The 22065-nt window shown below is 65.2% G+C and carries 24 protein-coding genes and 2 pseudogenes; 14 read left to right on the top strand and 12 right to left on the bottom strand.

The window, feature by feature from the left end; translation table 11 throughout:
* Positions 1 to 110: 110 nt before the first annotated feature.
* The gene (locus tag AC1D2E_RS28575; protein WP_478200528.1) at positions 111 to 284 is read right to left on the bottom strand and encodes a hypothetical protein; all 174 of its coding nucleotides are present in this window, start codon (positions 282 to 284) and stop codon (positions 111 to 113) included.
* Between the two features lie 229 nt (positions 285 to 513).
* Between AC1D2E_RS28575 and AC1D2E_RS28570 the strand changes: the two genes are divergently transcribed.
* Positions 514 to 1428, top strand: a complete 915-nt coding sequence (locus tag AC1D2E_RS28570) for a LysR family transcriptional regulator (RefSeq protein ID WP_478200527.1) — start codon at positions 514 to 516, stop codon at positions 1426 to 1428.
* Between the two features lie 330 nt (positions 1429 to 1758).
* Here the strand turns inward: AC1D2E_RS28570 and AC1D2E_RS28565 are convergent, their stop codons facing one another.
* The 5 genes and pseudogenes from AC1D2E_RS28565 to AC1D2E_RS28545 form a co-directional block, all read right to left on the bottom strand.
* Positions 1759 to 2325 carry a methyltransferase family protein gene (locus AC1D2E_RS28565; RefSeq protein WP_478200526.1) on the bottom strand — a complete coding sequence of 189 codons (567 nt, stop codon included), beginning with the start codon at positions 2323 to 2325 and terminating at the stop codon, positions 1759 to 1761.
* Between the two features lie 391 nt (positions 2326 to 2716).
* A complete protein-coding gene (locus tag AC1D2E_RS28560) occupies positions 2717 to 3229 on the bottom strand; it encodes a hypothetical protein (protein WP_478200525.1) in 513 nt (170 codons plus the stop codon).
* Positions 3230 to 3934: 705 nt separating this feature from the next.
* On the bottom strand, positions 3935 to 4231 hold the full coding sequence (locus AC1D2E_RS28555; protein ID WP_478200524.1) for a hypothetical protein: 297 nt from the start codon (positions 4229 to 4231) through the stop codon (positions 3935 to 3937).
* Positions 4197 to 5295, bottom strand: a pseudogene (locus AC1D2E_RS28550) (IS630 family transposase). Before AC1D2E_RS28550 ends, AC1D2E_RS28555 begins: the two are co-directional and overlap by 35 nt.
* Before the next feature lie 185 nt (positions 5296 to 5480).
* Positions 5481 to 6182 carry a FadR/GntR family transcriptional regulator gene (locus AC1D2E_RS28545; RefSeq protein WP_478200523.1) on the bottom strand — a complete coding sequence of 234 codons (702 nt, stop codon included), beginning with the start codon at positions 6180 to 6182 and terminating at the stop codon, positions 5481 to 5483.
* 214 nt (positions 6183 to 6396) lie between these two features.
* Here AC1D2E_RS28545 and AC1D2E_RS28540 point away from each other — a divergent pair, with 214 nt between their 5' ends.
* The 8 genes from AC1D2E_RS28540 (at position 6397) to AC1D2E_RS28505 (ending at position 14539) form a co-directional block, all read left to right on the top strand.
* Positions 6397 to 7587 carry an ABC transporter substrate-binding protein gene (locus AC1D2E_RS28540; protein WP_478200522.1) on the top strand — a complete coding sequence of 397 codons (1191 nt, stop codon included), beginning with the start codon at positions 6397 to 6399 and terminating at the stop codon, positions 7585 to 7587.
* Between the two features lie 88 nt (positions 7588 to 7675).
* Complete coding sequence (locus AC1D2E_RS28535; protein WP_478200521.1) at positions 7676 to 8776, top strand: ABC transporter ATP-binding protein; 1101 nt, start codon at positions 7676 to 7678, stop codon at positions 8774 to 8776.
* The gene (locus AC1D2E_RS28530; protein ID WP_478200520.1) at positions 8773 to 9636 is read left to right on the top strand and encodes an ABC transporter permease; all 864 of its coding nucleotides are present in this window, start codon (positions 8773 to 8775) and stop codon (positions 9634 to 9636) included. Before AC1D2E_RS28535 ends, AC1D2E_RS28530 begins: the two co-directional genes overlap by 4 nt.
* A 2-nt stretch (positions 9637 to 9638) precedes the next feature.
* On the top strand, positions 9639 to 10481 hold the full coding sequence (locus tag AC1D2E_RS28525; RefSeq protein WP_478200519.1) for an ABC transporter permease: 843 nt from the start codon (positions 9639 to 9641) through the stop codon (positions 10479 to 10481).
* Positions 10482 to 10492: 11 nt separating this feature from the next.
* The gene (locus AC1D2E_RS28520; RefSeq protein WP_478200518.1) at positions 10493 to 11695 is read left to right on the top strand and encodes a mandelate racemase/muconate lactonizing enzyme family protein; all 1203 of its coding nucleotides are present in this window, start codon (positions 10493 to 10495) and stop codon (positions 11693 to 11695) included.
* Positions 11696 to 11705: 10 nt separating this feature from the next.
* Positions 11706 to 12632 carry an aldose 1-epimerase gene (locus AC1D2E_RS28515; protein WP_478200517.1) on the top strand — a complete coding sequence of 309 codons (927 nt, stop codon included), beginning with the start codon at positions 11706 to 11708 and terminating at the stop codon, positions 12630 to 12632.
* Positions 12633 to 12666: 34 nt separating this feature from the next.
* Complete coding sequence (locus tag AC1D2E_RS28510) at positions 12667 to 13572, top strand: dihydrodipicolinate synthase family protein (protein ID WP_478200516.1); 906 nt, start codon at positions 12667 to 12669, stop codon at positions 13570 to 13572.
* Between the two features lie 91 nt (positions 13573 to 13663).
* Positions 13664 to 14539, top strand: a complete 876-nt coding sequence (locus tag AC1D2E_RS28505; RefSeq protein WP_478200515.1) for a Bug family tripartite tricarboxylate transporter substrate binding protein — start codon at positions 13664 to 13666, stop codon at positions 14537 to 14539.
* Between the two features lie 5 nt (positions 14540 to 14544).
* On the opposite strand, the gene AC1D2E_RS28500 is transcribed toward AC1D2E_RS28505, so the two are convergent.
* Positions 14545 to 14850 (bottom strand): pirin-like C-terminal cupin domain-containing protein, encoded by a 306-nt coding sequence (locus tag AC1D2E_RS28500; RefSeq protein WP_478200514.1) that lies wholly within the window; start codon positions 14848 to 14850, stop codon positions 14545 to 14547.
* Between the two features lie 114 nt (positions 14851 to 14964).
* On the bottom strand, positions 14965 to 15426 hold the full coding sequence (locus tag AC1D2E_RS28495; RefSeq protein ID WP_478200513.1) for a hypothetical protein: 462 nt from the start codon (positions 15424 to 15426) through the stop codon (positions 14965 to 14967).
* A 78-nt stretch (positions 15427 to 15504) separates the two neighbouring features.
* On the opposite strand from AC1D2E_RS28495, the gene AC1D2E_RS28490 reads away from it, so the two are divergent.
* From AC1D2E_RS28490 to AC1D2E_RS28480, 3 genes are read left to right on the top strand one after another with little or no spacing between them, the layout of a single operon-like run.
* Positions 15505 to 15900 carry an ArsR/SmtB family transcription factor gene (locus AC1D2E_RS28490; protein WP_478200512.1) on the top strand — a complete coding sequence of 132 codons (396 nt, stop codon included), beginning with the start codon at positions 15505 to 15507 and terminating at the stop codon, positions 15898 to 15900.
* The gene (locus AC1D2E_RS28485; RefSeq protein WP_478200511.1) at positions 15897 to 17003 is read left to right on the top strand and encodes an SRPBCC domain-containing protein; all 1107 of its coding nucleotides are present in this window, start codon (positions 15897 to 15899) and stop codon (positions 17001 to 17003) included. Before AC1D2E_RS28490 ends, AC1D2E_RS28485 begins: the two co-directional genes overlap by 4 nt.
* Before the next feature lie 13 nt (positions 17004 to 17016).
* Positions 17017 to 17769, top strand: a complete 753-nt coding sequence (locus AC1D2E_RS28480; protein ID WP_478200510.1) for a VOC family protein — start codon at positions 17017 to 17019, stop codon at positions 17767 to 17769.
* 196 nt (positions 17770 to 17965) lie between these two features.
* Here the strand turns inward: AC1D2E_RS28480 and AC1D2E_RS28475 are convergent, their stop codons facing one another.
* Both AC1D2E_RS28475 and AC1D2E_RS28470 read right to left on the bottom strand, forming a co-directional pair.
* Positions 17966 to 18244 carry a hypothetical protein gene (locus AC1D2E_RS28475; protein ID WP_478200509.1) on the bottom strand — a complete coding sequence of 93 codons (279 nt, stop codon included), beginning with the start codon at positions 18242 to 18244 and terminating at the stop codon, positions 17966 to 17968.
* Positions 18245 to 18674: 430 nt separating this feature from the next.
* The gene (locus tag AC1D2E_RS28470) at positions 18675 to 19229 is read right to left on the bottom strand and encodes an SRPBCC family protein (RefSeq protein ID WP_478200508.1); all 555 of its coding nucleotides are present in this window, start codon (positions 19227 to 19229) and stop codon (positions 18675 to 18677) included.
* 81 nt (positions 19230 to 19310) lie between these two features.
* On the opposite strand from AC1D2E_RS28470, the gene AC1D2E_RS28465 reads away from it, so the two are divergent.
* Positions 19311 to 19694, top strand: a complete 384-nt coding sequence (locus tag AC1D2E_RS28465) for a VOC family protein (RefSeq protein ID WP_478200507.1) — start codon at positions 19311 to 19313, stop codon at positions 19692 to 19694.
* Positions 19695 to 20452: 758 nt separating this feature from the next.
* Here AC1D2E_RS28465 and AC1D2E_RS28460 read toward each other — a convergent pair.
* Both AC1D2E_RS28460 and AC1D2E_RS28455 read right to left on the bottom strand, forming a co-directional pair.
* Positions 20453 to 20587: pseudogene (locus AC1D2E_RS28460) on the bottom strand (BrnA antitoxin family protein); the annotation flags it as partial.
* Between the two features lie 24 nt (positions 20588 to 20611).
* Positions 20612 to 21355 (bottom strand): hypothetical protein, encoded by a 744-nt coding sequence (locus tag AC1D2E_RS28455; RefSeq protein ID WP_478200506.1) that lies wholly within the window; start codon positions 21353 to 21355, stop codon positions 20612 to 20614.
* Positions 21356 to 21594: 239 nt separating this feature from the next.
* On the opposite strand from AC1D2E_RS28455, the gene AC1D2E_RS28450 reads away from it, so the two are divergent.
* Positions 21595 to 21954: a hypothetical protein gene (locus AC1D2E_RS28450; protein ID WP_478200505.1), complete on the top strand. Its 360-nt coding sequence runs from the start codon at positions 21595 to 21597 to the stop codon at positions 21952 to 21954.
* Positions 21955 to 22065 lie beyond the last annotated feature (111 nt).

Here is a 22065-nt window from a genome sequence, read left to right as displayed (position 1 = left end):
GAGTTGTACACCCGTGCCCGGGCGCTCAACCCGGCGCGTTGGTCCGGGTCTACTCGCGACTGGTCGCCCGTCGGCGCCGTGACCCTCAACCCCGAACGTGACTGCATCGTTCAGACACATTCGAGGGCATCAAACATACAGCCGTTGGCTGCATGAACGAGGCGACAACTACCTTGACGCGCGCCGATGTCAACGCGGTCATCGCCACGCGGGGTGCCCTCATGGCGGCTGGCCGTCGTATGCGTCTTTCCAGTCAGCAGAACGGTTTGGATTTTGGTGGTCATTTCGGATTCCTTTTCGGTTTGGTTAGCCCTGTAGTCGGAGTGCAGACGCTTGTATGCGCCGTGCGCCATTGGCATCGCGATAGGGCGCGGATCGCTTGCCGGTTACGGGATGGAAGGGGGCGGAAAGCCAGGAGGTGAGTGGCGAAGGCATGAAGTGTCGGTTCGGACCCTGCGCTGACCAAGATGGTGGGCGGGACATGTTTATTTCCACTTCGCCAATAATTCGGCGATGGACCAAATCGCAGCCATGCGCGTGTTCGCCCGGGTCGTCGAAGCCGGCACCTTCACGCGGGCGGCCGATTTGCTGCAGATGCCAAAGCCCAGCGTGACCAAGCTGGTCCAGCAACTTGAGAGCCACTTGCGTGTGAAGCTGCTGCAGCGTACGACGCGGCGTGTCACGGTGACGCCGGAGGGCGCGGCCTACTACGAGCGCATCTCGCGGGTGCTGGCCGAGATCGACGACATAGAGGCCGATGTCACGAATGCACAGGCCAGCCCCAGAGGCCGTCTGCGCGTGGACATCGGCTCCTCGCTGGCCAACCGAATCCTGATTCCCAGGCTGCCGGCGTTCCACGTGCGCTACCCGGACATCCTGCTCGAGCTCGGTGTGAGCGACCGGCCGGTCCACCTGATCGGCGAAGGGGTGGATTGCGTGCTCCGCGGCGGCGTGCTGAGCGATCCGTCGCTGGTGGCGCGCCGCGTTGCGCAGATGCCCTACATGACCTGCGCGACGCCCGACTACCTGAAGCGCCACGGTGTGCCCGCGACGCCGGCCGACCTGCTCGACGGGCACCGGGTGGTGAGCTATTTCTCGTCGCACACGGGGCGCTACTTTCCGCCGCGCTACGAGCGCGGCGACGAGCGCATCGAGATCAATGGGCATGCGGTCATCGCGGTCAACGAAAGCACGGCCCACCTGACGGCGCTGCTGACCGGGCTCGGCGTGGCGCAGACCTACGCCTTCATGGCGCAGCCGCACGTCGAGAGCGGGGCGCTGGTCGAGTTGCTGGCCGACTGGGAACCGCCGCCGATGCCCGTGTCGGTGGCCTACCCGCCCAGCCGGCACCTGAGCGCCAAGCTGCGCGCCTTTGTCGACTGGACGGTGGAAGTGTTCGCGCCGTACGGCTCCGTCCGTCGACGGTGAGAGGACGCAAACGCCTGCAGCAGCTCCTGCGAACCGATGAGCACCTGACGCCGGTCAATCGCCGCCAGCTTGGCGGCCAGCCACCCGAGCGACGAGGCGGCTTCGTCGTACGCCACTGCATCGCGGCCCTCTCTCCACCCGAACGATCCAAGCGCTAGCGACATCTGGCTTTCTTGACGACGGGGGGTAGCGCGCCATGAACTTTCGCAGGGCGGTCGATTGCAGTCATTCGCGTTCATTGCGGGCGGACGGCTTTCGCTGCCTAACTGCCTGAGAGAAGCGGGCCTGGGCGAATGACCCGCCCCCTAGAGGCGGCTGGTCGCGTGGCCACTAGAGTAGGTAGGGTACGAAGCGTTGTGTGCGGCGGATGTAGTCACGGTAGGCATCGCCGAAATGTTCGATGCACTCTTTCTCCTCGCGCTTGGCGGTGACGAAGATCAGCGCAGTCGATGCCAACACCAGCAGCAAGCCCAGCCAGGTGAAGCGCTGCAGAAAGACCCCCCAGGCAAGGCAGATCAGCGCCGTGTACATCGGGTGGCGGATGTATTTGAAGGCTCCTGTCGTTACCAGTCGAGTGGTCTTCTCGAATCCGATCAGTGCCTCGTCCTTGCGGGCGCTGCTCGGCTGGCCCAGCCCTCTCAGGCGGCGTGCCGCATGCAGCGGAAGCCAAGCCGACGTGATGAGGAACAGCTGCGCCAGGAACTGGCTCGGTGACAGCAGAGGATCGTCGCCCCAAACCGGCAGATTGATCCAGATCAGGCCGAAGATGCACTCCACCGCGAAGAAGCGATAGAAGCCGTGCGAGCGCGGTCGCGTGATCGCTCCCCGCGAGATGTACAGCAAGACCGAACTGACGATGACGAAAGTTGCGGGATAGGCCTGCAGGGGCAGAAGCATCGAGGAAATTTACATGCAGTGCGCCGTGTAGAAAAGGCCGAGCGACATCGAAACCGAACGCTGCAGGCGCCTGAGCGGCCACCTCAAGGAAGCGGTGGACCCAGTCAACGCGCACGAGTTCGGCAGCGGCGTTTCGTGCTTCACGCGCGACGGAAACTTGGCGCGCGAGTTCAGCCGGCGCATCTAGGCCAGAGTGCATTGAAAAGGGGGCGGAGTTCGCGATGGCCACTGCGAGTAGTTAGGAAGGAGCGGCGGACGGGCGGCTCTAACACAGGGCATCGGCAGCGCCTGATGCTGACGGACAGGGCGCTGCCGACGATTCCACGAGCCGCACGGATGCTGACTGACAACACGCCCGTCAGACCCATCAGCGAACCGTGAAAGCGAAGCATCAGAGATCCACTGCAGCTTCGGTCGCACCTTGCCGCGCCTTCCAGGACCCGAGCAGCAATACCCCCCCGGAATTTCCCACCGACAGTTGCGCATCCGGAGTTACCCATGCCCGGCTGGCCCCTTGGTCGAACGCGGGGCGCCCGTACTTCTGCGCGAGGACACTCTGGACATGCACCCAATCACCGGGGTCCTTCATGTCGATCCAGACGCTCAGGAGCTTGCCGCTCTCGATCCGAAGAAAGGTCGCCTGGATCGGCCGGGAGGCCAGCTTGCCTCCATGCTGGATGCACGAGAAGCCGGCATCGTTGCGGTACTTCTGCCATTGGACAGGGCAATCAGCCATGGCCTGGCCGGGCGCGAACCCTTTCAGTGAGTACGGCCCTGCGGGAGCAGAGATGTCCACCAGGGACGAGGCGAAAGCGACGGCTGCGCCTAGCAAGCCTGCGCCGAGCACGCCCCACCTGCAGCGACGCAGTCCGCCGGAGGACCAGGTGCGGAGACGGGATTTCATAGGCCGGATGGTAGGGTGACCACAGCGCACCAGCAACAGAAACTCAGGAAGATGGCAATAGTACCGGCCGGCTCCTGCCCGCCGCCCCGCCTGAGGCACCTACGAGCGACAAGCCCGACGCCGGGCCGCCTGGGCGTTGTCGAATGCAGTTCGGCACGCCACCCATCCCTCGTGACCCGTGAAGGCTACCGAAGTCCGGGATTCAGCGAGGGCCGACTGTTGGGCACCATAACGCGCCCTTATCGATCCCGATCCAGCCAGACCCGCGGCGCCACGCATCGGGGAAGCACCGAAGTCCACATTCAGGCGAAGGAGGGTTGTCGGGTTTGCGCGAATCCGGCGACGTGGTCGAAGTGGGGTCGCCGCGGCGAGACCGAGCCGTGACGCTGGCGCTGCGCGTTGACAAAGCCGTTCTGCGACGCCTCGAAGACATCTGTCGGCGTGAAGGCATGCGCGTGTCAGACGCCATGCGCTTTCTTGTCGTTGGATCGGTCGAGCGGGGCAGCTTCGACTGGACGCCATGGCACTCGAGCGTCACAGACAACGGGTACACGCCCTACGAAGAGATCAGGAAGCGAATCGAGCGAGCGCACCGAGCGAAGACCTGCCACGCCGAGTGGCGAGCCGCGAGGCGTCTGCCCCCGCCCCTCAACTGAGAGCCAAAGCCCTGCCTTTTCAAACTAGTACGACATCCCGTAAATARGCTTACATGCTTGGATCGAGATACGAAGCCAGCATGGTGACGACAGCCTCGGCGGTTTGGCGCATGTTGCCGGCGGCAGGCAGAGGCTCCCAGCGGCCGCTGTGGGTACGGAATGCGGCGGTGTAGTGGTGCCGGGCGGTTTCGGTCAGACGCGCGACGGTGTCGAGGGCGTCGTCGCGTTGCATCTGAATGAGCAGATGCTTGCCGTAAGGCCTGACATGGGCTGCGGTATGGCCGGTGAGTTCGGCCAGCAGGCGCTGCAGTTCAGCGGCTCGATCGGGCGACAGGGTTACGGGCATGGGTGGTGAAGTGTTTGGGCTCGCCAGTTTGCAGCTCAAAGCCGGCAAACGTCCAGCGAGACGGCTTGGGTGAGACGTTGCGCTGGGCGATGAATTCCTCCGTGCGCTGGCGCAGGTGAGCGACCGAGCGATGGCTGGCGTGGCGCAGTACGCGACGCGCATAGATGCCGAACAGCAGTTCGATCTGATTGACCCAACTGGCATGCAGGGGCGTGAAGTGAAAGACGAAGCGCTCGTCGTGGCGGGCGTTGAAGTTCTTCCACACGCCGTACGCGCGATGGGTGTTGAGGTTGTCCCAGATGACATGCACGCGGCCCTTGGGATACGTGCGCGCGACGTCTTCCATGAAGGCGACCAGGTCACCCTGGGTGCGCCGATCGGTGCAGCGCGCCAGCACCCGTCCCGAATGCACGTCCAGCGCTGCGGTCAGTGCCTGAGTGCCATGGCGGATGTACTCGAACTCGTGGCGCCGGGGGCGCCCGGGCTGGGGGGCGCGGTCGGCCTCTTGGGGGCGCGACGGTACAGCGTGCAGATGGCATTGACCTTCTCGCGAAACTGGGGGTCCGGCGAATGCAGCCACTGTCGTACGTGGTGCGGTCGCACATCGCCGGCTTGCAGAATGCGTTGTAGGTGACTGCGGCTGATGCGCTCGACCACGCCCTGCTTGACCGCGCGAGCGCACAGTTCATCCAGCGTCGCCAGGCCTCGGCCGGCATCCCTGCTCGGTTCGCACGCCAGGGCAAGCAACTGCAGTCGCTGTTGCTCGCCAAGGCGTCGCGGACGACCCGGGCGTTGCTCCTCCTGCAGACCCGCCACCCCCAGGCGCGCCAGACGCTCACGCCACAGCGTCACGGTCGGGCGCGACAGCCCCAACGTCGAGGCGATCGCCGATGTCGTTTGACCCTGATGAACCATCAACGCGATCTTCGCTCGCATCACATCACGCTGTGCTGCCGTATGCGACGAATCACCGACTCGAGCGCCTCACGCTCCTTCTTCGACAGCTTGCCTTTTCCACAGTTCCGCGGGTGCCTGCYACTCCGGGTATCGAGCGTCCGCTGCAGGCCCGCTATTGCCCAGTGGCGCCAGCGTGGGCGGCAGGATGCGGCCACCAGCCAGACGTCCAACCCGGAGGGCAATTTGGCATGCAGCGGCGAATCCACGCCATTGAGCGAAGGGCGGACGATGTCAGTCTTGGTGAGCCCAACCAGCGAATTCAGGATTGAGTTCTCGGCCAGGCCCTCGCGATCTACCGCAATTTCGCTGCGTCGAAGATCCGTCGCTTGGCGTTGAGGATATGGACCCGTGTTGCCTCGGCGGCGTCGGCAGGGGATCGCCTCTCGATGGCGTCGAGGATCTGCTGGTGCTCGATCCGGACCAGCCGGACACGCTCGATGGTCATCTTCGATCGCACGCTGCGCGCGAGTTCCATGAATTGCCTGATGGGCGCGACACTCGTTTCAACGGCGGCCACGAAGAACTGGTTGTGCGAGGCCCTCGCAATCGCCATATGGAACCGGACGTCGTCTTCGATGCCTTTGTTTCCACCCTCCATTGCCAGGGTCTGCGCTTCCAGGCAGGCCCTGATCGACGCCAGGTCGTCGGCAGTGCGGGACTCCGCAGCAGCGGCCGCCGCCCCCGATTCAACAACTGTGCGGTAGGCGTAATACCGCTCGATGTCCGAATAGTTCCTGATGGGTGGCATGCTCGATGCCGGTGTGCCGGGGGCGCGCACGACGTGGCTGCCGGAGCCGCGCCGGGACTCGATGATTCCATCCGATCGCAGCCTCGACAGCGCCTCCCGGACGGTCGGCCGCGAGACCCCGAACTGGGAGGCCAGTTCGCTTTCCGTCGGCAACTTTTTCGAGTCGACGTAGTCCCCGCGCAGGATGGCTTCGACCATCCGGGAGTAGATCTGGTCGGGCAATGTGCCGCCATTGACGTCTAGCAAGTGTTCCGCCATTGAACCGGTACCCGAAAGTCTTTGTCAGACAACTATAGCGGATGTTCGTAATTGGACCGAGAGCAGCGAGTCACTATTCCGCAGTGTCCTTGTGTCCGCCAGCGGTGCCGCGGTCTGCGGGCTCAGCAAAAACCCGCGTGACAACTGAAAAGTTGTCTTACAAAATCTCCGCTTGCCAAGCCAATCCATCAGGAGATTCCGAATGCGCCAAGCTTCCTTCTTGCGGCATCGCCACGCCATCATTGCGGCCGTTCTCGGGGCGGCGAGCTGGTCCGGCATCGGCCTGGTCCAGGCGCAGGAACTGCCAAAGTTTCCGGTGGTGATCAACGTGATCGACGCCGCTGGCAACCTGGCGCTGACGCAGGGGGCTTTCGAGGCCTACCAGGCGCAGAACCCCAAGCTGGTGTCCAAGTTCACCTTCACCAAGGCGCCCGCGCCAGAGATCCCGGCCAAGATCAAGGCGATGCAGAACGCGGGCCGCAGTGACATCGACATGATCATTGTCGGTACCGATGCGCTCGCCGCCGGCCTCGAGATGAACCTGTGGGTCAAGCTGTTCCCCGATCACGCGGCCAAGTTCCCCAAGCTGCAGGAGAACTACCTTCCCAACGCCTACAAGATGCACGCGCTGGCGAAGGATCACGGCCTGGCCATCGTCTTCATGCCTGCCGGCCCGCTGGTCGAGTTCAACCCCGACAAGGTCAAGATGCCGCCGACGACGCCCCAGGAACTGCTGGCCTGGTGCAAGGCCAATCCCAACAAGCTGATCTATGCACGGCCCGCCAACTCCGGTCCGGGGCGCACCTTCATGATGGGGCTGCCCTATCTGCTGGGTGACAAGAATCCTGCCGATCCGATCAACGGATGGGACAAGACCTGGGCTTATCTGAAGGACCTCGACGCCTGCATCGAGTACTACCCGACGGGAACCGCAGCCGTGATGAAGGAACTGGGCGAAGGCTCGCGCGACATGACGCTGACGGTGACGGGCTGGGACATCAACCCCAGGGCGCTGGGCATCGTGCCGAAGAACTTCCAGGTGCTGCCGTTCAAGGGCATGACGTGGGTCAACGACGCGCACTACATCGTGATTCCCAAGGGCGTCCCGCCGGAGAAGCAAGCGGTGGTGCTGGACCTGATGGCTTTCCTGCTCAAGCCGCAGCAGCAGGCGATGACCTATGACAAGGGCTATTTCTATCCGGGCCCCGCGGTCAAGGACGTGCCGCTGTCGCTGGCACCCAAGGAAAGCCAGGACGTGATCAAGGAGTTCGGACGGCCTGACTACGACAAGTGGCTGGCCCAGTTCCCTCATGCCGTGCCGCTCGAGCCCAAGGCCATGGTCGATGCATTCCGCCGCTGGGACCAGGACATCGGCACCCGCAAGACCAAGTGATTCGCGGCGCGCACTGCGCGCCCGACCGACGCCGCAAGCGCCCACGTGGGCGCTTGCCGGCTGATTCTTTTTCCAGAATTGCGTCTCCATGACTTCAAACTTTTCCGAGTTGCGCCTCGATGGCGTCACCCGCCGCTTTGCCGCGGGCAAGGGCGTGCACAGCTTCACCGCGCTCAATGCCTTGACCATGACGGTCAAGCGCGGCGAGTTCATCGCGCTGCTCGGACCCTCGGGCTGCGGCAAGTCGACGGCGCTGAATTGCCTGGCCGGCCTGCTGCCCTTGACGGATGGAAGCATCTGGCTCGACGACACGCGCATCGATGTGCTGCCACCTGAAAAACGGGGCTTTGGCATGGTGTTCCAGAACTACGCGCTCTTTCCGCACATGAGCGTGGCGCGCAATGTCGCGTTCGGGCTGGCGATGCGCGGCGTGCCCGCCGCCGAGTCGGCGCAGCGCGTGAAGCGGGCGCTGGATCTGGTGCAGCTGAACTCGCAGGCGCACAAGCTGCCCGGCCAGTTGTCCGGCGGACAGCAGCAGCGGGTCGCGATCGCCCGGGCGATCGTCATCGAGCCGCCCCTGGTGTTGATGGACGAGCCCTTGTCGAATCTCGACGCCAAGTTGCGGCTGGAGATGCGCGCCGAGATCCGGCGCATTCACCGCGAGCTGGGACGATCGACGATCTACGTCACCCACGACCAGGATGAGGCGCTGTCGCTGGCCGATCGCGTGGTCGTCATGAAGGACGGCGTGGCGCAGCAGATTGCCGAACCACAGCGCATTTACGCGGAGCCGGCCAATCTGGACGTGGCCCGCTTCATGGGCTATCGCAACCTGGTGGCGCTGAACGTGCGCTCGGGGGGCAGCGCGTCGGTGCAACTCGTCGGCAGCGGCCTGGCGCTCAACGCGCGGGCGATGCAGCCGCTGACCGGCGGCAAGGCGATGCTCGCAATCCGGCCCGAGGAATTCGACGTCGTCTCCTCACCGATGGACAACAGCTTCGCCGCCCAGGTGCTCAATGTCGAATACTGCGGCCACGACAACATCGTCGACGTCGAGGTGGCCGGCGGCCTCATGCTGATCGTGCGCACGACGGCGCGCCTGCGGGTCGGCGATCCGGTCACGCTGGCCATTGCGCCGGACAAGGCGCTGGCCTATCCAGTCGATGCAGCCGCGGGCATGGCGCCATGACCAGCGCCAGCCCGTCCTCGTTCGACCGGTCCCTGCTGCTGCTGGTGCCGGCGACGCTGTTCATGGTGGTGCTGTTCGTCTACCCGTTTCTCTACGGCTTGCAGTTGTCGTTCCGTCCGATGGAAGGCAACTGGCTGGCGAACTACACGCAGTTCTTCACCACCGACAACCTGCGCGACACGGTGTGGACCACGCTCAAGCTGGCCATTCCCGCCACCGTGATCAACGTCGGCGTGGCGCTGCCGATCGCCTATCAGATGCGCCGCAGCAGCCGCTTCCAGAAATTGATCACCACGCTGCTGGTGATTCCGTTGACGCTGGGCACCGTCCTGATCGCCGAGGGCATGCTCGGCTACTTCGGCCCCAAGGGCTGGCTGTCGCAGTCGCTCCAGTGGCTGCACATCTACGAAGGCCCGATCCGGCTGACGCACAACTACTGGGGCGTGTTGATCTCGCTGATCATTTCGGGTTTCCCGTTCGCGTTCCTGCTCACGCTGTCGTACATCACCGGCATCGACCCCAACCTGCCACGCGCTGCCTCGACCCTGGGCGCAACGCCGTGGAACCAGTTCCGCCACATCTATCTGCCGTTGCTGGTGCCGGGACTGGCGATGGCCTTCGCGCTGTCGTTCGTGCAGGCCTTCTCGGTGTTTCCGTCGGCGGTCCTGCTCGGATCGCCGGCTGGCGCCACGCGCGTGATCTCGATCGCGGCGTATGAGGCCGCCTTCGAGCGCTACGACTATTCCATGGCTTCGGCCGTCGCGATGCTGATGGGCGTGGTGCAACTGATCGTCGTTGCCGCGGTCCTGGGCGCGCGAGGGATGTTCTATCGGGGCCCCGTCTCCGGCGGAAAAGGTTGACCATGGATACGCATCGCCTGCTGATGAAGCTCTGGAAGTCGCTGGTCGCACTGGTGATGGGCTTCTTCATCGTCAATGTCGCGTTCATGGTGGCCGCGGTCGGCACCAGCTCGGTCGCCCGCCGCTGGCTCGGCACCTGGCTGCCCGATGGATACACGTTCAACTGGTACCAGACCGCCTGGAAGGAGTTCCAGCTCGACAGCGTGCTGTGGGTGACGATCGAGGTGGTCGCCGCCGTCGTGTTCCTGTCGATCCTGATCGGCGTGCCGGCGGCCTACGCGCTGGCGCGGCGCAACTTCCGCGGCAAGAACCTGCTGATGGGGCTGTTCCTGCTGCCGCTGATGATCCCGCCGATCACTTACGGCATTCCGCTGGCGACCGTGATGTACCAGGCCCACATCGCGGGCACCATCTTCGGCGTGATCCTGGCGAACATGATTCCGGCCGTGCCGTTCATGATCCTGGTGATGACGCCGTTCATCGAGCAGATCGATGCCAACCTCGAATCCGCCGCCCGCGTGTTCGGCGCCAACACCTTCAAGCTGTTCTGGCACGTGCTGTTGCCGCTGCTGGCCCCGGGCATCCTGGCGGCATCCCTGCTGGTGCTGGTGCGCACCATCGGCATGTTCGAGCTGACCTTCCTGACGGCCGGCCCGGATTCGCAGACGCTGGTGGTGGCCCTGTATTACGCGGTCTTCGCAGCGGGCGTTCGAGCGCCGCAATCGGTCGATGCGATGGCGATGGTCTACATGGCGGTCACGCTGGCCTGGCTGCTGATCGCGCTGCAGTTCGTCAACCCGACGCAGCTGGTCAGCCGCGTCAAGGAACATCCCAAGACGGCCTGAGGCCGATCCCCATGAAGATCACGCAAGTCGATACGGTCCACGCGGCCGCCTATCCCAACATCCTGTGGGTGCAGATCCACACCGACACCGGCCTGGTGGGCCTGGGGGAAACCTTTCGTGGCGCCCAAGCCGTGCAGGCGCAGATCCATGAACTGGTCGCCCCCTACCTGCTGGGAAAGGATCCGCTCGCCATCGAAGCCCACAGCCAGCACCTGCTGTACGGCTATGTCGGCTTTGCCAGCAGCGGCGCCGAGACGCGCGCCGCTTCGGYGGTCGACATCGCGCTGTGGGATCTGTTCGGCCAGGTCACGCAACAGCCGCTCTACCAGTTGCTCGGCGGCGCCGTGCGCGAACGCGTCCCGGTCTACAACACCTGCGCGGGCTACACCTACAACAAGGCCCCACAGCGCCGCTCGGTGACGCAGGCCAGCGCCGACGTCGCGCCGGAAGGGCCTTACGAGGACCAGGTTGCATTCGTCAAGCGCCCGGCGGCGTTGGCCGAAAGCCTGCTGTCCGAGGGCTACAAGGCGATGAAGATCTGGCCCTTCGATCCCTTCGCCCAGGCCAGCGGCGGGCAGTCGATCTCGGCCCGGGACCTGGACACCGCACTCGAGCCCTTCCGCGAAATCCGGCGCGCTGTCGGCCACGAGATGGACATCATGGTGGAACTCCATTCGATGTGGAACCTGCCGATGGCCGTGCGGATCGCGCAGGCGCTCGAGGAGTTCAAGCCCTACTGGGTCGAGGACCCGATCCAGATGTCCAACCTGGACACGATCGCCGAGTTCCGTTCGCGCACCCGTGTTCCGGTCTGCGGCAGCGAGACGCTGGCCACCGTCCAACCATTCGTCCAGCTGCTCAAGAACAATGCGGTGGACTATGTGATGCTGGACCTGGGCTGGGTCGGGGGCCTCTCCGAAGCCAGGAAGATCGCGGCCCTGGCGAAGGCCTTTCACAAGCCGGTCGCGCCGCATGACTGCACCGGCCCGGTCGTGCTCACGGCGTCGCTCCATCTGGCGATGAGTACGACCAACGTGGTGCTGCAGGAGGTGGTGCGCGCGTACCTGGGGGGCTGGTACCGCGAACTCGTGACGCAAATGCCCGATGTCCGCAGCGGCCATGCAACGGTTCCGCCCGGCGCAGGCCTGGGCCTGACGCTGTCGCCGGCGTTGCTGCAGCGGCCTGACGTCACCATCCGCAGTTCGACGTTGTGAGCGGATGGCGATGCATCTGAGCGTGACACCCGACACCACGCTGCGCAGCGCAGCGCTGACAGCGACGCTGGCGCCGGCTGCCGGCGGACGCATCACCAGCCTCAGCTCCGGCACAGCCGCGGGCGAGACAATCGACTGGCTGGTGCCGCTCGCCGACGCCGTGCGCGCCGCCGGTTTCGAATCCACGCAGTGGCCCAAGGCCGGCTGCTATCCCCTGGTGCCGTTCTCGAACCGCATCCGCGACGGCCGCTTGGCCGGCACGCAGGGCAGGGTGCAGTTGCCGCTCCATCCGGGGGAACGGCACGCGCTGCACGGCGTCAGCCAGCAGCGGCCATGGCGCCTCGAGCAACACGCAGCGGACCGCGCCACCATGACCTATGTCCATGTGCCGGGGGATCACGGCTGGCCGTGGGCTTTTCGGGCCGAGCAGGTGGTGGAACTCGACGCCGCAGGCATCTCGCTGAACCTGCGGGTCAGCAACGAGGACCGGGAGCCGATGCCAGGCGGTTGCGGCTTCCATCCCTATTTCCCGGCCCGCTTCGCGCACAGCCTGCAGTTCGATGCTCGCACCGTCTGGCCCGCGGACGCCGAATTCCTCGCGAGCACTCCGGTGCCGACCGGTCCGGCGGACGACTACGCGTCGGCGCGCGCCTTGCCCGATGTCGAATGCACGCGCTACTACGGCGAATGGAACGGACAAGCGCGGATGGCGGCGGCCGATGGTCCCGCGATCGAGCTGCTGGCCAGCTCCGCGCTGCAGCACCTGGTGTTGCATCGGCCGGGTCCGGGAGCGTACTTCTGCGTGGAACCGGTCTCGCATGTCGCGGACGCCGCCAACCTGGCCGCGGCGCGCGCCGACACCGGCTGGCGGGTGCTCGCGCCCGGCGAGGCAATGGCATGCAGCCTGCGCCTGTCCGCCTCTTCTCTGTCGAGCTAAGCCTCGCCACCATTGACTACACGAGATCGACAACATGACTGAATCAACAGCTTCCCTCAGGACCGCCCTGGACGGAATCTCCGGCATCCTGGTGACGCCTTTCGACGACACGGACCAGATCGCGCCCGATCTCTTGGCGCCGGTCGTCGACCGCGCCATCGAGGCCGGCGTCCATGTGCTGGTGGCCAACGGCAACACCAGCGAGTTCTTCGGCCTGACCATGGCGGAGGCCGAGCGCATGGTGCATGCCGCGGCGGAACATGTCCGTGGCCGGGTGCCCTTGCTGGGTGGCGTGGGGCGCAGCGTTCACGACGCCTGCGCCCTGGCGCGCGCCTCACGCAAGGCAGGGGCCGCTGCCCTGATGGTGCATCAGCTGACGGATCCTTTCGTCGCGCCCAGCGGGGTGGTCACGTATGTGCGCCGGATTGCCGATGCGGCGGACGGCCTGCCTGTCGTGCTCTATCTGCGTGACGACGCGATCGGCCTGCCGGTGATCGAAGCCCTGTGCCGCATTCCGCAGGTCATCGGCGTGAAATGGGCGTCGCCCACGCCCTTGCGCCTGGTCCAGGCCATGGCGCAGGTGGCCGATCGCGGCCTGGCCTGGGTGTGCGGCCTGGCCGAGCCCTGGGCCCCGCCGATGTATGCGGTGGGCGCCCGCGGCTTCACCTCGGGGCTGATCAACGTGCGGCCCGACCTCTCCGTGCGCATTCACGCCGCGCTTGCGAAGGGGGATTACACGCTGGCGATGGCATGGATCGGCGGCATCGCAACCTTCGAGGAATTGCGCACGCATGAGCGCAACGGCTCGAACGTGAGCGTGGTGAAAGCGGCGCTGCAATACGCCGGGCGGGACTGCGGCGCGGCCCGGCCGCCCAGCACCTGGCCGCTGCCGGAAGCGGACCTGGTGCAGCTCAAGCGGCTGGTCGACGGCTGGAAATGACGTGGAACGCCGATTCTTCGCCGCCGTCCTGTGCGGCCTTGTCGCTGCTGCGAGCTTGACTGTCGCCGCACAGACCTATCCAGCCCACCCTGTGAAGCTGGTCATCCCGGTTCCGCCCGGTGGAAGCGCGGACGTGGTCGGGCGCCTGCTTGCCAACGCGGTGGCGACGGAGCTGGGCCAGCCCGTCATCGTCGACAACCGTGCCGGAGCCGCCGGCAGCGTGGGAACGGCGTCGGCGCTGAAGGCGCCGGCCGACGGCTACACGCTGGTCCAGTGCAGCATCGGCAGCTGCGCCATCAATCCGAGCCTGTACAAGAACGTCGGCTACGACCTGCTCAAGGACATGGCGCCGGTGATCCTGCTGGGCTCATCGATCAATGTGCTCACCGTCAACAACGACGCGGGCATCCTCAGCGTGAAGGACCTGGTCGACCAGGCCAGACGCAAGCCCATGGCCTACGCGTCTTCGGGCGTTGGCGCGTCCAACCACCTCGCCGCCGAGTTGCTCAAGAAGATGGCGGGCATCGAGATGACGCATGTGCCGTACAAGGGATCGGGGCCTGCAATCACCGACCTCATCGGCGGCCAGGTCCCGGTGTTCTTCGACAACGAGCCTTCCATCCTGCCCTTCATCAAGCAGGGCAAGGTGCGTGCGCTGGCGGTGACGGGCAAGACGCGCTCGGCCAATCTGCCGGACGTCCCGACGATGGAAGAACTGGGTTTTGCCGGCTTCGTCATCGAGCCGTGGTACGCCTTCGCGGCCCCGGCGGGCACGCCTGAGCCGGCGATCCGGCGGCTCAATACCGCGTTCAACAACGCGCTGAATCAACCGGCGGTGCGCGACAGGATGGTCGCTATGGGCATTGCCCCGGCGGGCGGCTCGCCCGAAGTGCTCGGTCGCCTGATCCGCAGCGAATACACACGCTGGGCGGAGTTGATCCGCGCGCAGGGCATCAAGGGAGACTGAGGGACTCAGGCCGCAATGCGGCCGAAGCGCCCGCTGTTGAAGTCGGCAAACGCCTGGCTGATCTCGGCTTCACTGTTCATGACGAAAGCCCCGTGACCGACGATGGGCTCGGAGATGGGTTCGCCACCCAGCAGGAGCAGCACGGCATCGCTATTGGCCTCGATCTCCAGCTCGCCGTGCTCGCGCTCCAGATGGGCCATCTGGTTCTCATTGAGCAACTGCTGAATGTTGATGGTTGCCGTTCCGCGCAGCACCACGGTGGCGGCGGTATGACCGACAGGCAGGCTCAGGCGCGCCTTGCTACCTTGCACGAGGCGCAGATCCCGGGGTGTTCGTACTTTCCCGTCAAATTGACACTGCCGAGAGAGATTTCCCTTTGAAAATGAACAGCTTGCGTCGGGCGACCTTCGCGCAGAGACGGACATTCATAAGTGCTTGTTCCACAAGGAATCTTTCGACGGAAGTGCACCTCTTTGCAAGAAAAGTACGACAACCCCAGCCTGGAGGACGCGGTCCTGCCACGTCTTCATCTCATCGTGCAGGACGGCCCCGGCCTGCGCCGCCTGCTTGAGAAGGGTTGTGGTGCCTCGTATCCGACTCGCTTTGGCCCTTTCGGCGGCCTCGCGAAACAATTGCTGGCTGCGTCGGCTCCATTGGAGCAGGGCGACATCGGTCAGCTCCAGCAGGGTGACCCGCAGAAAGCACACGAGTTCAATCCACTGGCGCGCAGGCTTGATTTCACGCGTCTTGACCGGGCGCCGCGACTGCACCTGGCGGGCGTAGGCCCGTTGTGTGGCCAGCGTCACGCCGCTCAGGTCCCAGGTGTGAGCACCAAGCGCCTTGAGGAAGGGGTTGTCGTACTTTCCGTGCAGATTGATACGGGTCACCCCGAAGCGCACCAATCTGCGCGGAGAGTACGGCGACCCCTGGGTTGACTTGTATTTAAGCGTTTGGTTAAATAAGGCATGGATGGACTCAGCACCACCTTCGCTGCTCTGGCGGACCCGACACGTCGCGCGATCCTCGCGCGACTGGCGCAGGGCCCTTTGCACGTGGGCGCGCTGGTCGAGCCGTTTCCGATTTCCGGGCCGGCGATCTCGCGCCACTTGCGCGTGCTCCAACAAGCGGGTCTGATCGAGCGCGAGACCAGCGCGCAATGGCGGATCTGCCGCCTGCACGGACCCGGCCTGCGTGCCGCGCACGACTGGTTCGAGCCGTACCGCACGTTCTGGGAGCAGAGCCTGGACCGCCTGGCCGAGTTGCTCGAGTCACCTCCTGCGCCTGGCGACACGGCAAGCCGCAAGCCCCGTGCCGCCATCCCTGTCAAGTCCCCTCGCCGCCGAAGGAGCCGCCCATCATGAATGCACCGCAGGACTTCACACTGGACCTCACTCGCTTCATCCGTGCCCCGCGCGAAAAGGTGTTCGATGCCTTCATCGACGAGGCCGTGCTGGCGCGCTGGCACTGCCCGCGCGGCATGTCCGTGGCCAGCGCGACTGTTGACGCCCGCGTCGACGGCGCTTGGCGCATCGACATGCGCACGCGCGAGCACGCCAGCCACTCGGTAGGTGGACGCTACCGAGAGATCAAGCGCGCCGAACGCCTGGTCTACACCTGGGTCTGGGAGGAAAGCATGGAGGGCATGGGTGGCTTGCAGACGCTGATCGAGATCGACTTCGTGGCGCGGGATGAAGGCACGGAGATCCGCATGCGCCACATCGGCTTCCCCTCGGCGGCTGCCCGCAACGGCCACAACCAGGGCTGGAACTCGGTCTTCAACCGCCTCACCGACCTGCTCGACGCGCGCGGCAGCGCCGCCACACTCACGCTGCTGGGCGATGCAGCCAGCAGCTATGTGCGCAGCGCGCGCATCGGCCTGGCCGAGAAGGGCCTGGCCTACTCGCTGCAACGTGCGGCACCGAACAGTCCTGAGATCGACGCGATCCATCCGTTCGGCAAGATCCCTGCGTTTCGCGATGGGGCGACCGAGATCTGGGAGACCAGCGCGATCCTGCGCTACATCGACGAGGGATTCGACGGACCATCCCTGAACCCCGGCATGCTGGTGGACCGGACGCGCACCGAACAATGGGTGAGTGCGGTCGGCGCCTACATGTACGACTCAATGGTGCGGCGCTACGTGCTGCAGTACATCTTTCCGCGCGGCGAGGGCGGCAGTCCCGACCGGGCCGTGATCGACAAGGCAGTGACCGAGATGGTCCGCCCACTCGATGCGCTGGAGCGCTGCTACCAAGGCCGCGACTTCATCGGCGGCGCCTCGCCTTCGTATGCGGACATCCTCGTCTCACCGATCCTGGATTACCTCGGTCGCTTCCCCGAGGCTGCCCAGTTGCTGTCGGACCGACCGAACATCCGGCGCGCACTGGGCGTGATGCGGGCACGCCCCAGCTTCGCCGCTGCCACCGCCCCGCATGATGCAACCCCTGCCGCACCAACGCGGTGAAAGGAGAATCGAGATGAGCTACCTGCCCGGAAAATTCGTCTGGTTCGAGCATGCTTCCAGCGATCCTGCGAAGGCGCGAGCCTTCTATGAGCCGCTGTTCGGCTGGCATGTCGAGAACATGCCCATGGGCGAGATGCAATACGCGATGATCATGAACGGCGCCGACGGCATTGGTGGCTTCACGCAGGCCGACGGCGGTGCGCGCTGGGTCTCCTATGTCTCGGTGCCGGACGTGGACAAGGCCTACGCGGCTGCGCTCGCCGCCGGTGCCAAGAGCGAATCGCCGCCCATGGATTACGGCCCGGTAGGGCGCGGCGCGGCCGTGGTCGACCCGACCGGCGCGCGCGTCTCGTTGTGGAAGAGCGCGCAAGGAGACCGTCCCGACCAGGACACGCCCGTGGGCGGCTGGGTCTGGAACGAGCTAGCCACTTCGGACCCTCAGGCGGCACTGAAGTTCTACACCGGACTCATCGGCTACACGCAGGACGCGATGCCCATGGATCCCGGGGGCACCTACTACCTGCTGAAGACAGAGGGCGACAAGGGTCGCGGCGGCGTCATGCAGTCGTCCGACCCGAAGATGCCTTCGCAGTGGGTGCCCTATGTGAACACGACCGACTGCGACAGCACGCTCGCCAGGGCCGGCCAGTTGGGTGCGACAGTCTGCATGACGGCTACCGACATCCCGGACGTCGGCCGCATCGGCATGCTGCGCGACCCGCAGGGGGCGTTGATTGCCGTGATCAAGCCGATGCCACGGAGCTGAGGCGTCTTGACGAAGTGCGACTGAAACCAACATCGGACTCTTCGAGGGAAAGACAAGACTGGCACGTCGGCGTGAAGGCCGCGTCGTCGCAGTCGTCGGCGCCGACCCTCGCACAGTGCTCTCCACCGCTGGGCCACGCGCGGCCGCCGGCGTCCCGCCCAGGGTGGGCGGCTTTGCCAGCGCAAGCGCCTGGTGATCAACGAAGGCCACGGAACCGGGTCAACTCCAACCCCACCCACCTGCGTGCCCATGGGCGGCTCTTTTTCTCTTTGATGGATGGAGTGAACCCCTGCAGCTGGACCACCGGGCAAAGCAGAACTGATACGCTGGCCGGGCCTTCATAGAGCAGGACGCGGGCGTCGCCGAGGGCGGCAAACGCCTCGACGTGACCGCGCAGGAAGCTGTCCATCCGGGCGTCGAGGAAGAAGCGCAGGAAGTTGGCCCGCGAGCAGCTCAGCACCATCACGAAGGCCATCAGCGGGCGTCGCGCGCGGCCGATCTGCAGATGACCCAGATGAGCCCAGTCTCCTGACGCGCAGCGCGAGAGCAGGCGCGGCCGCAGTAGCGCTGACCGCGGTCACAGCGGCTGCAAAGCAGCACCTGCGCGCGGCAGCGCGTACACACGAACAGGCGGGCGGGATGCTCGGCCAGGCGGTGCTCCTCGGAGTCAAGCTCCCCGAGGTCGCCACACCGAGCCGAGGCCACACGTTGCGCTGGACGGCTGCGTCCGGCAATGCAACACGCCCAGGGCGAACTCACGTCCGCTGGACCTTCACCGACCAACCCGGCCGACACCGCTCAATGCAGAACCGCGTCCTCGCCGCCGAAAAGAAGCGTTTCCTGACCGCCGTTCACACTGCGCGGCCCCGTCGTCGACGGGGCCGCATTTTTGCGCCGGAAAGTAGCTAACCCGAACGCTGAACGGGTTCTCCAGCCGATTCCAGGCGCTCCTTCAACTGCCGAACGGCCTGGGCAGACTCGGCCTCGATGCGGCTTCGAAGGCTCAGCCGGTTGAGCAGGGCAAACAGCAGATTGGGCGTCCGGTACTCGAACTCGCGGACGAAGTGCGTGCCAGTGGCCGTGGACGTCAGCGAATAGCTGACGGCACCCGACTCGCGGCCCTCGATGTTCCCGGCGATGCGCCAAAGGCGGTCCGGCTCGCGCGCGATGACGCGCCAAGTCACGCGCCCGCGGCGACCGGCGACCTGGAAGTCCTCGATCACGGACTCGCCGATCTGGAGCGGGTGGTCCACGGCGCCGCTGACGGCCAGGGACGAGGGATGCCACTCGGGCCAGTGGCCCGGCGTGGTGACATAGGCGAAGACCTCCGGCGGACTGCGCGCAATATCGACGACCGAGACAATGCGGGTGCTGTCCAGTGCCAACGGCAAGAAGAGGGCGACAACCAGCAGGGCGGCCGCGAAGACAGTCGCGATCGCCAGCTTCCAGGCTCGGCTCATGGGGTCACCTCATCATTCCCCTGGACTTTCCACAAACGGGATGGCAACCGTACTATTTGCGATCTTGCACGGAGAAGCAACATGCCCATCCAGCTGAATCACACCATCGTCAAGGCCCGCGATCCGCGCGCGTCCGCAGAATTGCTGGCGGAACTGCTCGGACGCGGCGCACCGGTCCGGTACGGCCCGTTCCTCGGTGTCGAGATCGACAACGGCGTCACGCTGGATTTCATGCAGGCCGACGGCGAGGTCGACTCGCAGCACTACGCCTTTCTCGTCAGCGAAAGCGAGTTCGACGAGATATTCGGCCGCATTCGCGCGCATGGGATCACGTACTGGGCCGATCCGGGTAAGCACCGGCCCGGCGAGATCAACCACAGCGACGGCGGCCGAGGCTTCTACTGGAACGACCCGGATGGCCACTTCCTCGAGATCCTCACCCGACCCTACGGCAGCGGCGGCTGAGCCGGGCGCCGCCGAAGCAGCCGCGTCCTCCTGTGACGTGCTCGTTGTCGGCGCCGGGCCGTCCGGTATCATCCGGTATCACCTGCGACGACGCGTCAGCAAGCTCGATGCCGTCGTGCACAGCAAGGCGACGGCCGGCCAACTCAAGCCCGTGGACCATGACCGTTTGTCGTATCTGGCCGGCGCCTGAAGTGGCGGCTGTGGCATGGTCGGCCTGCACAGGCCAGGCGTCTCCTCGAGGCGATGCTGCATGTCTTGGGAAGACCGGGGGTGGCACGCAGGGCCGCAGTCCCACTGATCCGCAAGCTCACCGTCGAACTGCTCAGCTACCTGAGGAACAACGCGAATTCGCTGCCGGACTATGGGCGTCGCTATCGAGCGGGCCGGCGCATCTCCAGTGCCTTCGTGGAGTCCGCGGTCAACCAGCTGATCGACAAGCGAATGCCCAAGTCGCAGGCATTCGATCCACCACGGTCTGGATCGTCTTGAGCCGGTCTGCCTCGCGCATCGTCATCGTGATGGTCGCCGTCGATGTCGCCATGGCCGTACCCCAAGCCCAGAACCTGGGCCGAGCGACTTTGCGACATTTGAATTCGGGCCAAACGCGACATTACTATTTGGGGTCTACAGCGTCAGACAACACAATATCTATTATGTTAAATTATGAGTCGCGCGATGCCGTAGGTTGTGGGCCAAGGGCCTGCAGAGCTACACGCTCCGAGGCCGTGGTGCGCTTGCATCACAGCCCCCCGAGCATCCTACCTCCGTGAGTGCTGCGCGACGTACTCCTTCAGCGCTCCGTCCCTACGGGACTGCCAGCCCTCGCCGGCGGCRCGAAAGAAATCCACGACCTCCCTGCTATACCGCACCGACAGCAGCGCCTTGCTCGATGCCGAGCGCGGCCGGGCCGGCGTTGTCTATGAACGCTCGACACCGGGAAGCAAAGCCTTTGCGGCTTCAATCCGCAAAGCCAGGGGCGCCGTCTCGTCGTTCATGACGCCTCTAAGAAAACGTACCGCATCGGCGTCCACTTGCTCGCACGTCCGCACTTCGGCTGGCGCGGGTACCTTCAAGGCAGCTGGTTCGCGAGACTCACCCCCTTCGATTGCACCAAGCTGGCTCAACGCGGCTTCGAACGCAACCTGTTGAATGGGCTCGAGCGCGCGCAGAAGCGTCGCCTGGCCTTCGCCGTTGGGAGGAAACTCCAGCCACGGCGTATCGGCAAACACCGATGCCAAGTCGGGGGCGACGAAAGCCGACCAGCGATCCGGGGTGATCTCGACGGGCGGCGCAGCCGGGAATTTAGCCGTCTTGGTCATCAGACGTACGTGCGTCGACCCGACGCCTGACAGGTACCGTGCACGGAGGCCCTGCAGAAAGAGCTGGCCGGCACTCGGCGAAATCGGCGACGCAAGGGAGAACCACAGCTGCAGCCCGTCGACGCCCGAGACCGCGATGGCTGGGGGAGGAAGGCCGAGATCCGATTGGGCACCCTTCCAGACCGAAGAAAGCTCTCCCCAACCTGCGGGTAGCGCCAGCTCCAGCACCAAGGCTCGGATGCCACGCTGGCGCCCTTCATGTCCGACGCCCAGGTCGGCGCCATCCGCGGCGTTTGCGCCCAGTCCGTATAGACGATCAAGCTCGAACTGCAATTGGTTCATACCGACCATGCTAGTCGACGACGTTTTCACACCGCATTTCTCGCAACTTGCGAGCGTCCACTGTCGCCATCGGAGCACTGCCCTGCAGCGGACCCGGTCATCCGGTTCGGCGCGTCGGGCTCGAGCAGTCATTGAAATAACATTTAACATAAATGTGTTTCTGCCGCTGTTGGAGCAAAGTTGTAATGTCGCCTTCCAGCAAAGTTGAGATGTCGCATATTGGGCCGTCACGAGCAGGCATGGCCATGGCGACAGCTGCAGCGACGATCACAATGACGATGCGCGAAGCCGATCGCCTCAAGACCATCCAGGCCGTGGTGGACCGGATGGCGCGCGTCGGCCAGGCCGCGCAGCGGCTGAGCCTGAGTCGACGGCGGCTCGAGCGTCTGGCCCTCTCTGGAGATCGCCAACGTCTTCCGCCAGCACCAGCGTGGCGAGCCGGGCAGCGCGGCCACCTGAGCGCCACTTGCGCTGGTGGTCTGGGCGCATCCGATCCCAAGTCGGCCAATGCGCGCGGCATGCCCGTTCGAGAGCCTTTCTGGCTTCAGAGGATGCGGCGTACATCACGGGACAAAGCATTCGCATCGACGGCGGCTTGATGCGGTCTTTGTAGCTGCTCGCTGTTTGGCAGCGCTTGCTATAATTCCTTACCTAACGTAAGGAGTTCCAGATGCCAGTTGCAACCTTAACCAGCAAGGGCCAGGTGACCC

It is taken from the genome of Variovorax sp. P1_H2, assembly GCF_056405295.1.
This window is presented reverse-complemented; position numbering and strand designations above follow the sequence as displayed.

Excerpts from the sequence above, each read along its gene's own strand:
- AC1D2E_RS28575 (WP_478200528.1), bottom strand. The coding sequence starts at position 284 with ATGACCACCAAAATCCAAACCGTTCTGCTGACTGGAAAGACGCATACG.
- AC1D2E_RS28570 (WP_478200527.1), top strand. The coding sequence starts at position 514 with ATGGACCAAATCGCAGCCATGCGCGTGTTCGCCCGGGTCGTCGAAGCC.
- AC1D2E_RS28565 (WP_478200526.1), bottom strand. The coding sequence starts at position 2,325 with ATGCTTCTGCCCCTGCAGGCCTATCCCGCAACTTTCGTCATCGTCAGT.
- AC1D2E_RS28560 (WP_478200525.1), bottom strand. The coding sequence starts at position 3,229 with ATGAAATCCCGTCTCCGCACCTGGTCCTCCGGCGGACTGCGTCGCTGC.
- AC1D2E_RS28555 (WP_478200524.1), bottom strand. The coding sequence starts at position 4,231 with ATGCCCGTAACCCTGTCGCCCGATCGAGCCGCTGAACTGCAGCGCCTG.
- AC1D2E_RS28540 (WP_478200522.1), top strand. The coding sequence starts at position 6,397 with ATGCGCCAAGCTTCCTTCTTGCGGCATCGCCACGCCATCATTGCGGCC.
- AC1D2E_RS28535 (WP_478200521.1), top strand. The coding sequence starts at position 7,676 with ATGACTTCAAACTTTTCCGAGTTGCGCCTCGATGGCGTCACCCGCCGC.
- AC1D2E_RS28530 (WP_478200520.1), top strand. The coding sequence starts at position 8,773 with ATGACCAGCGCCAGCCCGTCCTCGTTCGACCGGTCCCTGCTGCTGCTG.
- AC1D2E_RS28525 (WP_478200519.1), top strand. The coding sequence starts at position 9,639 with ATGGATACGCATCGCCTGCTGATGAAGCTCTGGAAGTCGCTGGTCGCA.
- AC1D2E_RS28515 (WP_478200517.1), top strand. The coding sequence starts at position 11,706 with ATGCATCTGAGCGTGACACCCGACACCACGCTGCGCAGCGCAGCGCTG.
- AC1D2E_RS28510 (WP_478200516.1), top strand. The coding sequence starts at position 12,667 with ATGACTGAATCAACAGCTTCCCTCAGGACCGCCCTGGACGGAATCTCC.
- AC1D2E_RS28490 (WP_478200512.1), top strand. The coding sequence starts at position 15,505 with ATGGATGGACTCAGCACCACCTTCGCTGCTCTGGCGGACCCGACACGT.
- AC1D2E_RS28485 (WP_478200511.1), top strand. The coding sequence starts at position 15,897 with ATGAATGCACCGCAGGACTTCACACTGGACCTCACTCGCTTCATCCGT.
- AC1D2E_RS28480 (WP_478200510.1), top strand. The coding sequence starts at position 17,017 with ATGAGCTACCTGCCCGGAAAATTCGTCTGGTTCGAGCATGCTTCCAGC.
- AC1D2E_RS28475 (WP_478200509.1), bottom strand. The coding sequence starts at position 18,244 with ATGGCCTTCGTGATGGTGCTGAGCTGCTCGCGGGCCAACTTCCTGCGC.
- AC1D2E_RS28470 (WP_478200508.1), bottom strand. The coding sequence starts at position 19,229 with ATGAGCCGAGCCTGGAAGCTGGCGATCGCGACTGTCTTCGCGGCCGCC.
- AC1D2E_RS28465 (WP_478200507.1), top strand. The coding sequence starts at position 19,311 with ATGCCCATCCAGCTGAATCACACCATCGTCAAGGCCCGCGATCCGCGC.
- AC1D2E_RS28455 (WP_478200506.1), bottom strand. The coding sequence starts at position 21,355 with ATGAACCAATTGCAGTTCGAGCTTGATCGTCTATACGGACTGGGCGCA.
- AC1D2E_RS28450 (WP_478200505.1), top strand. The coding sequence starts at position 21,595 with ATGGCCATGGCGACAGCTGCAGCGACGATCACAATGACGATGCGCGAA.